Below are 12380 nucleotides of genomic sequence, written 5' to 3' on the forward strand. Positions count from 1 at the left end.
AACAAACAGATGGGCCGGGGGACTTGTCTGACCCACAGGCTGCTTCGCCTAAAGTCTTGTCAGCCTCACCCGGCCCTGCCGTTTCATCCGAGAAAGTGTCCGTCTGAACATCAGCAGAATCAAGATACGAGGTCTTGTTCCACAGCAGCGGGGTCAGGTCTTGTTCCGTGCATAGATTCCGCTGGGACTGGTCCACCCGTAAGCCTTTATTGACAGAGCCATTGCCCAGCTCGAGCCAAGCCAAGACTTGCGTGAAGTGCCGCGCCGCCAGCGGGCGGGCAGCGCCAGGCCGGTGGCTTGGTACGCTCAGAAGCACACGCAGCGGGATGACGCGATTCGAGTAGCCTATGCATCTGGGGGATTCAGCATGCGGGAAGTGGGTGAGCACTTCGGCTTGCATTACTCAGTGGTCAGCAGAGTGATTTCTCGTGCATAAAACAAGACCTGAGCCAAAATCCCCTCAAAATTCCCTGCACCGATCCGCAGTCGCAGGAGGAGGGGAAATCCAGCCGCCTTGCCCGGTCCTGAGCAAGAGCGGAGATTCGTGATCAACTAGGGAGTGCATCCAATGTCCAAGGCGCAACGCTATTTGCCGGTGCTGCTGTCGCTTTACATCGCGTTCGTGTTTGTCCAGTCGCTATTTTTCAAGTTCATTGACGCCCCGGAAACGCAGTTGATCTTCGGCACCCTGGATGCCTGGGCCGCCGGTCTGGTGGGGATCGAGGGCCTGTTCAACCCGGGGGGCATCTTCTCGGCCAAGGTGATCGGCTCGCTGGAGCTGGTCGCCGCGGCGCTGCTTCTGGTCGGGTTGATCGTCCCGGGTCTGCGCATACTCAATTCGCTAGGGGCCCTGCTGGCGCTCGGTATTATCAGTGGTGCGATCTTCTTTCACCTGTTCACGCCGCTTGGGATTGTGGTTGGCAACGAAACCGTAGCCGGTGTGGACAGCTCACAGATTGCCACCGACGGCGGTTTGTTGTTCTTTATGGCGGTTGGCGTCTGGATCGCGTCCGCGATTCTGGTCGGTCAGCAGCGCGCGCGCCTATTGGCGCTCGTCGGAAAGGCCTAGGGAAACTAGAACAAGGCCATCTGTTCGACAGGTGGGCGAAACTGGCTGCAATCCAGGCGCCCCCGCCGTTCGCGGTCCAGGCCGTAGCGACGGCGCGCCAGTTCGAAGCGCTTGCCCAGCAGTTCCGCGAACGGCCCGTGGCCCGTCTGGCGGCGGCCAAAGCTCGGGTCGTAGGTGGCCCCGCCGTGCATTTGCCGCAGAATCGACAGCACGTGCTCGGCGCGATCCGGGCGGTGCGCGCGCAACCATTCCTCGAACAGCGGTGCGACCTCGCGAGGCAGCCGCAGCAGCACGTAGCCGGCCTCGGTCGCGCCGGCAGCCGCGCATTGTTCCAGCACGGCTTCGATGTGGTGATCGGTTAATGCCGGAATCACCGGGGCCACGAGAACACCGGTGGGGATGCCGCGTGCGGTGAGTGCTTCGATAACCCGTACGCGCCGGGCCGGATCGGCAGCCCGCGGTTCGAGTGTTCGCTTGAGCGAACGATCCAGCGTCGGAATGCTCATCATCACGTGTACCAGCCCACGTTCGGCCAGGGCCTCCAGCAGATCGAGATCGCGCAGGATCAACGTGCCCTTGGTGACGATCGTCAACGGATGCCGGCATTCCAGCAGGGTTTCTAGGATCTGGCGGGTGATGCGAAACCGTTTCTCGATTGGCTGGTACGGGTCGGTGTTCGTGCCCAGACCAATGGGTTTGCAAACGTACTTGGGGTGGCTGAGCTCCTGCCGGAGCAATTCGGTCGTACGCGGCTTGTAGAACAGTCTCGATTCGAAATCCAGGCCCGGCGACAGATCGAGATAGGCGTGGGTGGGGCGCGCGAAGCAGTAGATGCAACCGTGTTCGCAGCCGCGATAAGGATTGATCGACTGGTCGAAGGGCACATCGGGGGACTGATTGTGGGTGATCACCGATCGGGACTGATCCGCCTGCACGACGGTGGTGATTCGTTCGATGACATCGTCCTGCCACCAGCCGTCGTCCTCGGCGTGCATGGTCGCCTGTCGATAGCGGCTTTCTCGGTTCGAGAGTGCGCCGCGGCCTTTGAGCGGGTTAGGGTTCATCGAGAAACTGTATAAATAAACAGCACACAAGGGAAGCAAATGTTCGCGCCGGACCGACGGATGGCGGGCAATGGTGAGCACTGGCGGGCTGATGCCGGAGCGGCGGGCGCTGTCATTGCCACGTCCCGCAGGTGACCGTGGTCGGTATCATATGGCGCTTGCGCGGGGTCGAATCGTTCCCCCCGGAGCATTGAGGACGCAGCACATGAGCAAGTCACAGGACAGCAAGAAGAACGTCAAGAAAAAGCCGCAGAAGACGCTGCTCGAAAAGCGTGCCGCCAAAGCCGAGAAGGCGGCCAGCAAGAAGTAATGAGTGGATTGCAGGCTATTGTTGATGCGTTACCCGTGGGGTGGTCTTGAAGACGCCCCGCGGCCTGCAGCCGCTGCTGGACGACGGGATTATCGATGCGGTCATGCATCGTCTGCAGTCCGGCAAGGAGGCGGAAATCTTTGTCGTGCGCCGTGGCGACACGCTTTGTTGCGCCAAGGTTTACAAGGACGTCCAGCGCCGGGGGTTTCATCGGCTCGCCGAGTATCAGGAGGGCCGCCGTGGGCGCGGCGGTCGTGATGCCCGCGCCATGAAGCGGCGCAGCAAGCGTGGCAGCGAGGTGCAGGAAAGCCAGTGGAAGAACGCCGAGGTTAGCGCGCTATACCGACTCGCCGAGGCCGGCGTGCGCGTGCCGGAGCCCATGGGCGTATTCGACGGCGTGTTGCTGATGGAGCGCATCGTTGACGCGGACGGTGTCACCGCGCCCCAGCTGGGTCAGGTGGAGATGACGCCGGAACAGGCCCGCCAGTGGCATCGCCAGCTCATCGGCGAAATCGTGCGCATGCTCTGCGCCGGGCTGATCCACGGTGACCTGTCCGAGTACAACGTGCTGGTCGACAGCAATGGGCCGGTGATCATCGACCTGCCGCAGGCGGTGGACGCGGCCGGGAACAACAACGCATTTCGTATGCTCGCGCGGGACGTCAATAACCTCCGCAGTACCTGTGGGCGCTTTGCACCAGAGCTGCTGGAAACCCGATACGCCCACGAGATCTGGTCGCTGTACGAGGCCGGGGAGTTGACCCCCGAGGCGTCGCTCACCGGCCGCTTCGAGCTGAGCGAGCATGATGCCGATGTCGACGCCGTGCTCGACGACATCGAAGAAGCTCGGCTTGAGGCCGAAGCCCGCCAGCGCGGACGCGAGGACGCCGAGCGTGAGGATTGAGGCCGCTCCAGATGAAATACCCCTTGGCTGCGGCCGTTGCCGATGACCGCTTGGTCTGGGGTCTGCGGAACCTAAGGTTTAAGATGGCGCCCGGTTTTTCGAGGCTCTGGAGCCCGGCACATGCGCGACATACTTGGATCGGTAGTAGCGAGTTCGCTGGCGGGATGGCGCGGGACCAGCGCGTTCGGCGTGCAGCGTCAGCCCGAACAGTTGCTGGAACTCTACGAATTTGAAGGTTGCCCTTACTGTCGGCTGGTGCGCGAAGCGCTCACCGAGATGGGTCTGGATGTGCTGATCCGGCCGTGCCCCAAGCGCGGAGAGCGCTTCCGCCCAACCGTGGTCGAGCAGGGTGGCAAGGCGCAGTTTCCGTACCTGGTCGATTCCAACACGGGTACCGCCCTCTACGAGTCGGGCGCGATCATTCGGTATCTGGCCGAGACCTATGGTGCCCGGCGTCCGCGTCGAGGGTCGCAGGGCTTGCGCGCGTTCGGCAGCCAGTTGGCCAGTGTGCCGCGGCTGGGCCGGGGCATGCTGGCGCGCGGTTCCAAGCAGCCCGCGCAGCCGCTGGAGCTTTATTCCTTCGAATCCAGTCCGTACTCGCGGCCGGTGCGCGAGCGCCTTTGCGAACTCGAACTGCCCTATGTGCTTCGCAACATGGGCAAGGCGCAGAAAGCCGACATGGGTCCGCCGATCGTGCGCAAGAAGTTTTATCCGGATGCTGGCATCCGCGGCCGCAATCGCCAGCGGATGTTCGAGGAAACCGGGCGGTTGCAGGTGCCCTACCTGATTGATCCGAACACCGATGTCCGGATGTATGAATCGAAGGACATCATTCGCTACCTCAACAAGACCTACGCCCAATGAGCGCTGTACTCAAACCCGAATCAGGCAACTGGTCGCCCACCTCGTGGACGCAGCACCAGGCTGTTCAGCAGGCTAAGTACCCCGATCAGGAAGCGCTGGAAGGCGCCTTGCAGCAACTCAGCGACCTGCCTCCGCTGGTCACGTCCTGGGAGATCATGGCCTTACGGCAGCAGTTCGCCGATGCCACCGCCGGGCGTAAGTTCGTGTTGCAGGGCGGCGATTGCGCCGAGAGTTTTGCCGACTGCGCGCCGGACATCATCACCAACCGTCTGAAGGTGTTGCTGCAGATGAGCCTGGTGCTGGTCCACGGCCTGAAGAAGCGCGTGGTCCGCGTGGGCCGCTTTGCAGGGCAATATGCCAAGCCGCGCTCATCCGATCTGGAGACGCGCGACGGCGTGACGCTGCCCAGCTACCGGGGCGATATCATCAATGCGCCGGAATTCACCGAGGCCGCCCGCGTGCCCGATCCGCAGCGCCTGCTGACCGCGCATGCGCGATCGGCGATGACGCTGAACTTCGTTCGCGGTCTGATCGATGGCGGTTTCGCCGACCTGCATCACCCGGAGTACTGGGATCTGCAATGGGTCGAGCACGCGCCGCTGGCCAAGGAATACCAGAGCCGGGTGGATGCCATCGGCGATTCGCTGCGGTTCATGGAAACCCTGGCCGAGCAATCCATCAGCGAGCTGTCCCGAGTCGACTTCTTCACCAGTCACGAAGCCCTGCACCTGCCCTACGAGCAGGCATCGACACGGCGCGTGCCGCGCCAGCCCGGCTGGTACAACCTGTCCACCCACATGCCATGGATCGGCAAGCGGACGGCGGATCTGGATGGTGCCCATGTCGAATACTGCCGCGGCATCCAGAATCCGGTGGGCGTGAAGATCGGCCCTGGCATGGACGCGGCCTGGGTGCTGGGCCTGCTCGAACGGCTGAATCCGGAGAACATTCCCGGCAAGGTGGCGTTGATTCATCGCATGGGCGCCGAGGTCATCGGCAGCGACCTGCCGCCGATTCTGGAGGCGGTTCGCGACAGCGGGCGGCCGGTGCTGTGGATGTGCGACCCCATGCACGGCAATACCGAATCCGTCGCCGGGGGCGTCAAGACACGTCGCTTCGACAACATCCGCTCGGAGCTGGAACAGGCCTTTGATCTACATGCCGCGGCCGGCACCTACCTCGGCGGTGCCCACCTGGAGCTGACCGGCGAGAACGTCACCGAGTGCATGGGCGGCGCCCGCGATCTCACCGAGACCGATTTGGCGCGTGCCTACAAGACCACCGTGGACCCGCGACTGAACTACGAGCAGGCGCTGGAGCTGGCCATGCTGATCGTCCACAAGCAGGCGTCGGTGGGGCAGGGCTGATGTCCGTCGCGCTGTGGGTCTTGATCGGTCTGGTCGTATTCGTGATCTGCGGTTACGGCTTCGTGCGCAAGCGGCTGCAGCTGGCAAAACAGCAGGAAGCCCGTGCCGACTGGAGCAAGGTTCGCGAGTGGGATGACGACGATGACGACTGGGGCAAGAAGCCACCGGACGACGGCGCGCGCTGAATGCTCTGGTTATTCGGGTTGCTGAGCCTCAGCCTGCTGGCGGCAGCGATGTGGCTGCGCCATCTCAACCGGAAAGCGCGTGACCGGTCTGCGGAACCTCGACGACACTCTAGCCGCTGAGAGCTAGGCCCCGACCTTGCCGACCATGGCGATGCGCCCCTGATCGGAGACGACGACGCCGCCCGGCCGTTCCACGGTGATCGCGAACAGTGTGGGTGCGCCCACCGGCAGCTTGGCCTCGATGGGCACGATCACCTGGCCATCGTCGGTGATGTCGAACACGCCGCCATCCACCGGATGCTTTTCCCGGCTGCCGTCGAAGATCCACAGTTGATACTGCGCTTCAGCCGGGTTGTTGACCGACAGGTTCTCGATGGTCATGAAGCCGCGCTGGGCCTGCTGGCTCCAGACGACGGTTCCGGTCGTCTCGTCGCTGGCGGCCGGGTCCTCCGTGCCCGCGAGATCGAACTTGACCAGGTCGGGTGCCTGCGTCGCGAACTGATCACGCAACTCCGCAACGGTCGGTGCGGGTGCCGGTGTTTCGATGGGCTCAGGCGCCGCCGGCCACCAGCCCGCAATCGCCGCGATCAGGCAGGCCGCTGCGGCAAACCACGCCAGGCCTGCGTTCGCGGGCGCAGGGATGCGAGCCTGCTGGGATTGAATCGGGCAGACGGCCGAGGGCGCGGCGGCATCGGTCGGGGAGGGCAGCACAGCCTGCGCACGAATCCGGTCGGCCACGCTTGCGGGCAGGGGTTCGTCGCTACCTTCGGTGCGCGCAAGGTCGTAAATGGCCGCGAGTTCCTCGAGTTCGGCGAACTCCGGATCGTCGCGGTCCAGACGCAGACGTTCCTCGGCTGTGAGTTCGCCCGAAAGCGCTCTCAGCCAGAGGTCCATGTTGTCGTCAGACTGTGCCATTACTTGATTTCCGGCTCGTCATCGAGCCAGCCCTTGAGCCGCATCAGGCCGCGTCGCATATGCGATTTGACCGTGCCGAGCGGCATATCCAATTTCTTTGCGATCTCCGCGTGGCTGTAGCCGTACACCACGCCCAGGTCCAATGTGTCGCGTTCTTCCGCGCGCAAATCGCCGAGGCGTGCGCGTATCTGTCCGGCTTCCGTGCAAATTTCGGGATTGGCGTCCGCGTGCGGGTTCTCGATCCCGGTGGGCGGCAATTCTTCCGCCGCCGGGTGCCGCGTTTCCGCGCGAAACCGGTCAATGACACGGCGCTTCGCGATCATCGCGACGAACACGGTCTCCGAACGCTGATTCCGATCGAAACGTGCCGCGGATTTCCACAGGTCCAGAAACACTTCCTGAACGGCGTCCTCGGCGTCGGCCTGCCGCTTGAAATAGCGGCGGGCGATCGACCAGACCAATCCTCCATACGTCTTGATGCACGCGTCGACCGCCGTGGAATCACCACGGGCGATGCGTTCAAGTACGGTGAGGTCGGCCGCCAGAGTGGACTGCATGACGGGATTGTTTCGGACCCGACGAACGGGCGCAAGCCCTACATGCGATTCGACCCCGACAAGCACCGCTAACACGACCTGCCACCTCCTCCAATCCGCTCACCCATGGTTTCGCTGCCGGGCTTGTTTTGGATGCGCGTGAAGCGTCTCCGCAGAATCCGGTCTAATGCGAGAACTGTCTTCGAGGATGTTTCATGCAACGAGAAAAACGCTTGGCCATGGTGACCGGCCTGTTGCTTCTGCTCACCGCGCTGCCGCTACGGGCAGAGCAGGCGATTTTTGCCAGCGGCTGCTTCTGGTGCACCGAATCGGATTTCGAAAAGGTTGAGGGGGTCAGCGAGGCGGTTTCCGGCTACATCGGCGGTTCGGTGGAAAACCCCTCCTACCACGCGGTGTCCGCCGGGGAAACCGGTCACACCGAAGCGGTGCGGGTTGAATTCGACCCGGCGGTCGTCAGCTACGAGGAACTGCTGGACGTGTACTGGCGCAATGTCGATCCGACGACCGATGACCGTCAATTCTGCGACAAGGGCAGCCAGTACAGGCCCGGCCTATTTCCGCTGAACGATGCCCAGAAAACCGCCGCTCAGGCTTCGAAGCAGGCGGTGATTGAGGCGGGCAAGGTGTCGCCGGTGTTGGTCGAGATCACCTCCGGAAAAACCTTCTACCGTGCCGAGACCTACCACCAGGACTACTACAAGAAAAACCCGCTGCGCTACCGTTATTACCGGTACGCCTGCGGTCGCGATGCGCGGCTGGACGAACTCTGGGGAACGTCGGACTAGCCGAAGCGCGCCCTCCGGCGGCCTACCCCCCGACCGCCGGAGAGCAGCGACTCACTCCAGCCCGAGACTCGGCCACTGCTGGTCGGCCTGGACGATGAATGCGTCGCGGTCGGCCTGCCATTTTTTCTGGACCGATGCGCTGTAGTTCAGATAAAGCTTGTCATCGACGATGGCCCAGGCCTGCGGGTCGATTTTCACCAGATCTCCCTTGGCCACGGCATAGGCGCAATGCCCGCCATATTGCGGCGCGTACTGCTCGGGATTGTTCTCGAACAGCTCGCGGTGCTTGGCGCTCGCAAACTGCCAGGTCGCGCCCTGCCATTGCGTCGTATGGGCGTCGCTGCCCTCCACCGGCTTGCCGTCGGTGAAGTAGGCCACCGGGTCATAGCCCTTGATGGCGACATCGCTGAACCAGCCGGTGTAGATCTTCTGTCCGGCGATGGCCGGTGCCGTCACGAGCACGGCTGCGCCGATCACGAGGGTTTTGGCAAGTAGCTTCCAGTTGAGCAACATCGTCGACTCCTGTCGGTGAGTTTCGGTCCCCAGAAGACCGGCACGGGATGACATTTTTGCTGTGCTGCATGAGCCGAACGGGGAGGATCGCCGTGATCGGCGGCTGGACGGGTAACATTCTCGCATTCGATTCCGGCGCGGCTGTCGCCGGGTGGGCACAAGAGGAACTGGCGATGACATTGGATGTTTCACGGCTGTCCCGCGCGCTGATGGTTTGCGCCTGCACCCTGTCCCTGACGGGTTGTGGCGGCTCGGATGCTCCGGAGCCGCATTCCAGTCCGGCGGATGCCGCGCAGTGGGTCGCGCCCTCTACAGAAACGCCGGTGCGCGAGCAGGCCATTCCTCGCGGGCGCTTGGGTGACGCTGTCGTGCCCACGGCCTATGCGCTAAACCTCAATATCGACCCGGATGCCGATCGCTTCTCCGGCCGTGTGATCATCGACGTGCGCATCGCCGAGCCGGTGGACGTCATCTACCTGCATGGCAAGAATCTGACCGTGTCGGCCGCGACGCTTAGCGCCGGCGAAACCCTGATCGCGGCCGAGTACGCTCAGGTTGACCCTAGCGGTGTGGCGCGTCTGAGCCTGCCCATCTCGGTGTCCGCCGGCCAGGCGCGGTTGACCATCGACTACGGCGCGCCGTTCAGCACGACGCTGGATGGCCTGTACAAGGTTGAGGAGGATGACCGCGCGTATGCCTTTACACAGTTCGAGGCGATCTCGGCGCGCATGGCCTTCCCCAGTTTCGACGAGCCGCGCTTCAAGGTGCCTTTCGATCTGGCGGTCTCGGCGAAGGCTGATCACAGCGTCATCAGCGCCACGCCCGTGCGCCGAACCGAAACGGCGGTCGGTGGGGCGGTGCGCCATGTTTTCGAACAGACGCCGCCGCTGCCGACTTACCTCATCGCGTTTGCGGTCGGCCCGCTGGACATCAACGATGCGGGCGCGCTGCCGCCAAATGCGATTCGACACGAGCCGCTACCGTTTCGCGGGGCGGCCGCATACGGCAAGGGGGCACGGCTTGCGTATGCACTGGAGAGCACGCGGCCGCTGCTCGAAGGCTTGGAGACCTATTTCGGCACGCCGCACCCCTATCCCAAACTGGACATCATCGCCGCGCCCGATTTCGCGTTCGGCGCGATGGAGAATGTCGGCGCAATCATCTACCGCGAACAGCGGTTGCTGCTCGATGAAAACGCCTCGCTGAAACAGCGTCAGGCATTTGTATACACGCACGCGCATGAGCTGGCCCACCAGTGGTTCGGCAATCTGGTCACCCCCTTGTGGTGGGACGACATCTGGTTGAACGAGGCGTTTGCGACCTGGCTGGCCTACAAGGTCTCCGACCAGTGGAACCCGAGTCTGCAGTTCTCGCTGCGCTTGCAACGCCTTGCGCTGGAAACCATGGCCACCGATGCATTGGCATCCACACGGCAGATTCGCCAGCCGGTTGAATCGAACGACGACATCATCAATGCCTTCGACGGCATCACCTACCGCAAGGGCGGTGCAGTGCTGTCGATGTTCGAGCGGTTCGTCGGCGAAACCGCGTTTCGCGAAGGCGTACGCCTGCACATGGACCGGCATGCGAATGGCGTGGCGACAGCCGAGGACTTCATGCAGTCCATTGCAGATGGCAGCGAAGATGAGCGCGTGGTTCCAGCCTTCCGCAGCTTTCTGGAGCAGCCGGGCGTGCCGCTGGTCTCCGCCAGTGTGCAGTGCGATGGCGTGCCCACGTTGACGTTGGCGCAACAACGGTATCGTCCGCTGGGCTCCGCCGTGCCCGAGGGCGGTGACTGGCAAATCCCTGTGTGTTTCGTTGCGCTGGATGGGGAGCAAGCCGAGGAGACCTGCCACCTGCTGACGAAGCCCCGCGAAACGCTGGAGCTGCAGCAGTGCCCCCAGGCCTTGCTGCCCAACGCCGCGGGCGCCGGCTACTACCGCTGGACGCTACCCAGCGACGGTTGGGCTGCCTTGCTGGATCGTATCGACCGCCTGAGTCCGCCAGAGCAGCTATCGCTGATCGATAATCTGGATGCAGCGTTTCGGGCCGGTGAACTGGAATTCAGCGTGTTGCGCGATGCCTTACCGGTGCTCGCGGAGCAGCCCAACTGGGAGGTCGCGACCCGCCTGGCGAAGGCCTGGGCGCAGTATCAGAACAGCCTGGTTGACGAAGCCGGGCACGCGGCCATGCGCTCGGCGCTCAGGACGGCATATGCGCCGCGTTTCGAGCAGGAGCTGGGATTGCAGCCCGATCCCAAGGAGTCGAACAACGACGCCTTGCTGCGCGGGCGGCTGGCGGAAATTCTCGTGCGAGACGCCGCCGACAGCGAGACGCTGGCCCGCCTTGCCGAGGCGGCGGATGCCTACATCGGCCCGCAAGGCGGCGCCATGCAGCCCGGAGCGCTGCCCGGCGATGTGATTGAGCCTGCGTTGATTGCGGGGGTGATCGAGCGGGGGCCGGCCTTTGCTGATCGGTTATGGGCTCGATTCGAGACCAGCACTGACGCCATCTTGCGGGAACATATCCTGACCGCTGTCGCCACGGCGCCTCAGCCCGAGATCGCCGCCGAAGCGCGGCGGCGGGCACTCACCGATGACCTGCGCAGCAACGAATTACTGCAGGTGCTGCGTGACCAATTCGCGGCGTCGGTCACTCGGCCCGACGCTTGGGAGTGGCTGCGTCAGCACGCTGATGCGGTACTGGCCAGGCTGCCGGAAACGTCGCACGGGCGCATCGCCAAGTACCCCGAGCAGTTCTGTAGCCCGGAGCGGCGCGCGGAGATCACCGCGTTCCTGGAGCCACGTGTCGAGTCGCTGTTCGGTGGGCCACGAACCCTGGACCAGACCCTGGAGAAGGTCGATCTGTGCATTGCGCTGAAGCAGGCCCGTGGTGAGCAGGTCGCCCAGGCAATGGCTGCCACGGAGCCCGTTCCGGCACCGTGATGAGGCGGTTGTGGTGACCTGAACCGACCGACGGCGCCCGCGCGTGGCGCGGATGTTGCAGTGCGATGACATCGGGTTCCAGGGAGGAACAGATGGCCAGATCGCAAAGGGCTCCAGTTCGGTTCGACTTTGTCGGAATCGCCGATGCCCACCGTCGCACGCTGATTTCTGCGCTCAATACCGTGTCCGGCCAGCTAGGTGTCGCATTCGAGCATGTGCAAGGCCAGGCTGGCGAGTTGCTGATTGTCGGGTTTGACGACCTGCCTGCCATTCGGCGCTACACGCCTGAACACGTGGCCGTGTTGAGCTTCGGAGATCGGCGTACCCACGAATCGGCCGATGTCGTGCGGCCGATTCGCGTATCGCAACTAATGGCGGCCCTGGAACGGGCGATGAGCCACATCCGTGACGCATCCGCGGCGCCACCCGATCAGCCCGCAGCGAGCAAGCCGCGCATGTACCGCGGAGCGCCGGTGGAAGGCTCGAAGCCCGCCGTCTCAGCCCCCGCGGACGAAAAGCCGCGTGCCGGACTGGTTTATCGCGGCTCCAGGGTGGGCTAGAGCCCGGCTTTCTTCCAGTCCGCCAGAAAGCGGTCCAGACCGCTGTCTGTCAGCGGATGGTTCAGCAGCTTGTTGAACACGCTGGCCGGGATGGTTGATGCGTCCGCGCCGGCCAGGGCGGCCTGTAACAAATGCTCGGTGTGCCGGATGCTTGCGGCGAGAATCTTGGTTTCGAAACCGTAGTTGTCGAACACTTGTCGCAGGTCGCGAATCAGATCCATGCCGGCCTGGCCGATGTCGTCCAGCCTGCCGATGAACGGGGAGACGTAGGTCGCACCTGCCTTGGCCGCAAGCAGTCCTTGCACGGCGGAGAAGCAGAGCGTGACGTTGGTCTTGATGCCG

The 12380-nt window shown here is 63.6% G+C and carries 14 protein-coding genes; 8 read left to right on the top strand and 6 right to left on the bottom strand.

Translation table 11 applies throughout. The annotated features are described in order from the left end of the window. Positions 1–400: hypothetical protein (locus ACE1EY_RS01240; RefSeq protein ID WP_370299257.1), on the bottom strand; the 400-nt coding region annotated here is incomplete at its 3' end. A gap of 168 nt (positions 401–568) precedes the next feature. Here ACE1EY_RS01240 and ACE1EY_RS01245 point away from each other — a divergent pair. Continuing rightward, positions 569–1069, top strand: a complete 501-nt coding sequence (locus ACE1EY_RS01245) for a hypothetical protein (protein ID WP_291515047.1) — start codon at positions 569–571, stop codon at positions 1067–1069. A gap of 5 nt (positions 1070–1074) precedes the next feature. Here ACE1EY_RS01245 and ACE1EY_RS01250 read toward each other — a convergent pair whose 3' ends face one another. Further along, positions 1075–2133 (bottom strand): PA0069 family radical SAM protein, encoded by a 1059-nt coding sequence (locus tag ACE1EY_RS01250; RefSeq protein ID WP_291515048.1) that lies wholly within the window; start codon positions 2131–2133, stop codon positions 1075–1077. Positions 2134–2489: 356 nt separating this feature from the next. Between ACE1EY_RS01250 and ACE1EY_RS01255 the strand changes: the two genes are divergently transcribed. The 4 genes from ACE1EY_RS01255 (at position 2490) to ACE1EY_RS01270 (ending at position 5763) form a co-directional block, all read left to right on the top strand. Further along, positions 2490–3347 (top strand): PA4780 family RIO1-like protein kinase, encoded by an 858-nt coding sequence (locus tag ACE1EY_RS01255; RefSeq protein ID WP_291515049.1) that lies wholly within the window; start codon positions 2490–2492, stop codon positions 3345–3347. Between the two features lie 120 nt (positions 3348–3467). After that, positions 3468–4211, top strand: a complete 744-nt coding sequence (locus ACE1EY_RS01260; RefSeq protein ID WP_291515050.1) for a glutathione S-transferase N-terminal domain-containing protein — start codon at positions 3468–3470, stop codon at positions 4209–4211. Further along, a complete protein-coding gene (locus ACE1EY_RS01265; RefSeq protein ID WP_291515051.1) occupies positions 4208–5578 on the top strand; it encodes a class II 3-deoxy-7-phosphoheptulonate synthase in 1371 nt (456 codons plus the stop codon). Before ACE1EY_RS01260 ends, ACE1EY_RS01265 begins: the two co-directional genes overlap by 4 nt. Next, positions 5578–5763, top strand: coding sequence for a hypothetical protein (locus ACE1EY_RS01270; protein ID WP_291515052.1), 186 nt, complete (start codon positions 5578–5580; stop codon positions 5761–5763). Before ACE1EY_RS01265 ends, ACE1EY_RS01270 begins: the two co-directional genes overlap by 1 nt. A gap of 123 nt (positions 5764–5886) precedes the next feature. On the opposite strand, the gene ACE1EY_RS01275 is transcribed toward ACE1EY_RS01270, so the two are convergent. Both ACE1EY_RS01275 and ACE1EY_RS01280 read right to left on the bottom strand, forming a co-directional pair. Continuing rightward, the gene (locus tag ACE1EY_RS01275; RefSeq protein ID WP_291515053.1) at positions 5887–6678 is read right to left on the bottom strand and encodes an anti-sigma factor domain-containing protein; all 792 of its coding nucleotides are present in this window, start codon (positions 6676–6678) and stop codon (positions 5887–5889) included. Beyond that, complete coding sequence (locus tag ACE1EY_RS01280) at positions 6678–7235, bottom strand: sigma-70 family RNA polymerase sigma factor (RefSeq protein ID WP_291515054.1); 558 nt, start codon at positions 7233–7235, stop codon at positions 6678–6680. The genes ACE1EY_RS01275 and ACE1EY_RS01280 overlap by 1 nt, the downstream gene beginning before the upstream one ends. 194 nt (positions 7236–7429) lie before the next feature. Between ACE1EY_RS01280 and msrA the strand changes: the two genes are divergently transcribed. After that, positions 7430–8020: a peptide-methionine (S)-S-oxide reductase MsrA gene (gene msrA, locus ACE1EY_RS01285; protein WP_291515055.1), complete on the top strand. Its 591-nt coding sequence runs from the start codon at positions 7430–7432 to the stop codon at positions 8018–8020. A gap of 51 nt (positions 8021–8071) precedes the next feature. Here the strand turns inward: msrA and ACE1EY_RS01290 are convergent, their stop codons facing one another. Then, entirely contained in the window at positions 8072–8533 is a 462-nt protein-coding gene (locus ACE1EY_RS01290) for a YHS domain-containing (seleno)protein (RefSeq protein WP_291515056.1), read from the bottom strand. Between the two features lie 92 nt (positions 8534–8625). Here ACE1EY_RS01290 and ACE1EY_RS01295 point away from each other — a divergent pair, with 92 nt between their 5' ends. Both ACE1EY_RS01295 and ACE1EY_RS01300 read left to right on the top strand, forming a co-directional pair. After that, positions 8626–11478, top strand: coding sequence for a M1 family metallopeptidase (locus tag ACE1EY_RS01295; RefSeq protein WP_291515057.1), 2853 nt, complete (start codon positions 8626–8628; stop codon positions 11476–11478). Between the two features lie 92 nt (positions 11479–11570). Further along, positions 11571–12038 (top strand): hypothetical protein, encoded by a 468-nt coding sequence (locus ACE1EY_RS01300; RefSeq protein ID WP_291515058.1) that lies wholly within the window; start codon positions 11571–11573, stop codon positions 12036–12038. Here the strand turns inward: ACE1EY_RS01300 and ACE1EY_RS01305 are convergent. Continuing rightward, positions 12035–12380 (bottom strand): transaldolase family protein (locus ACE1EY_RS01305; protein ID WP_370299258.1); only part of this gene is annotated, 346 nt, incomplete at its 5' end. The genes ACE1EY_RS01300 and ACE1EY_RS01305 overlap by 4 nt on opposite strands.

The sequence above is a fragment of the Abyssibacter sp. genome (assembly GCF_964229365.1).
Classification (GTDB): Bacteria; Pseudomonadota; Gammaproteobacteria; order Nevskiales; family OUC007; genus Abyssibacter.

Bases quoted from the DNA above. Each gene is read 5' to 3' on its own strand.
- ACE1EY_RS01245 (WP_291515047.1), top strand. From the start codon at position 569: ATGTCCAAGGCGCAACGCTATTTGCCGGTGCTGCTGTCGCTTTACATC.
- ACE1EY_RS01250 (WP_291515048.1), bottom strand. From the start codon at position 2,133: ATGAACCCTAACCCGCTCAAAGGCCGCGGCGCACTCTCGAACCGAGAA.
- ACE1EY_RS01260 (WP_291515050.1), top strand. From the start codon at position 3,468: ATGCGCGACATACTTGGATCGGTAGTAGCGAGTTCGCTGGCGGGATGG.
- ACE1EY_RS01265 (WP_291515051.1), top strand. From the start codon at position 4,208: ATGAGCGCTGTACTCAAACCCGAATCAGGCAACTGGTCGCCCACCTCG.
- ACE1EY_RS01270 (WP_291515052.1), top strand. From the start codon at position 5,578: ATGTCCGTCGCGCTGTGGGTCTTGATCGGTCTGGTCGTATTCGTGATC.
- ACE1EY_RS01275 (WP_291515053.1), bottom strand. From the start codon at position 6,678: ATGGCACAGTCTGACGACAACATGGACCTCTGGCTGAGAGCGCTTTCG.
- ACE1EY_RS01280 (WP_291515054.1), bottom strand. From the start codon at position 7,235: ATGCAGTCCACTCTGGCGGCCGACCTCACCGTACTTGAACGCATCGCC.
- msrA (WP_291515055.1), top strand. From the start codon at position 7,430: ATGCAACGAGAAAAACGCTTGGCCATGGTGACCGGCCTGTTGCTTCTG.
- ACE1EY_RS01290 (WP_291515056.1), bottom strand. From the start codon at position 8,533: ATGTTGCTCAACTGGAAGCTACTTGCCAAAACCCTCGTGATCGGCGCA.
- ACE1EY_RS01300 (WP_291515058.1), top strand. From the start codon at position 11,571: ATGGCCAGATCGCAAAGGGCTCCAGTTCGGTTCGACTTTGTCGGAATC.